The organism is Oleiphilus sp. HI0128 (genome assembly GCF_001635365.1).
On sequence record NZ_LWGG01001239.1, the window covers coordinates 1 to 843 of the forward strand.

Annotated in this window: 2 protein-coding genes; both read right to left on the reverse strand. The window is 44.5% G+C overall.

Features of this window, described 5'->3' with window-relative positions; genetic code table 11:
* On the reverse strand, nt 1-703 hold a 703-nt coding region (locus A3763_RS21030; protein ID WP_068760447.1), incomplete at its 3' end, for a DUF692 domain-containing protein.
* A 33-nt stretch (nt 704-736) separates the two neighbouring features.
* On the reverse strand, nt 737-843 hold a 107-nt coding region (locus A3763_RS30220; RefSeq protein ID WP_156495228.1), incomplete at its 5' end, for a DUF2282 domain-containing protein.

Below are 843 nucleotides of genomic sequence, written 5' to 3' on the forward strand. Positions count from 1 at the left end.
TATCGAGCAAGTGCGTGCCCTGATCTTCGAAGCCCGCCAAGTGCATTTCTTTTATGCGTTTTACAGGCAAAGCCCGAATGTATTCTTGCGGATCAAATTTGTGGTTCATTGCGCTGACATAGATATTATTCACATCACATAAAATATCGCAGTCAGCCTGCTCGGCGACCTCGGACAAAAACTGCACTTCTGCCATCGCATCAACTGTAAAACTTAAATAGCTCGAAACATTTTCGACCAATATACGACGTCCCAGATAATTCTGAACTTGGTCAATTCGTGAGACGATATGCTTAATTGCCTCCATGGTATAAGGCATGGGAAATAGTTCATTACCATGTACGCCATCAAAAGAAGCCCAACACAAGTGATCAGACACCAGCGTTGGTTGAAAGCGTTCTATAAGTGACTTTAAGCGTTTGAGGTAGGATTGATCTAAGGGATCAGTTGAGCCTAAAGACATGCCGACACCATGAAAGGTAACCGGGTATAAATCCCGAACCTGCTCCAGGTAATCAAGAGGCTGACCACCGTCGCTCATATAATTGTCGCTTAGTGCTTCAAACCAGGGGATATCAGGGCGTGAATTCAGAATCGTTTGATAGTGTGCAGAACGTAAACCTATACCTGCACCCTGAAGCGCTTGTGGCTCAGGAGAAGCAGGATGATCGGTTGGCATTCCCTGCGATAAGATATGATTCATCAGTTAATGCCACCGATAGAAGTGCTAAGTAACTTACTTCACTTTACCATTTACAATTTTTGAACAAGTGCCTTCTGGAACATATACCCATTCCTCAGGGTCACCGTCTTTAGCAGCTTGGCCAGCACAACTATGCTTTG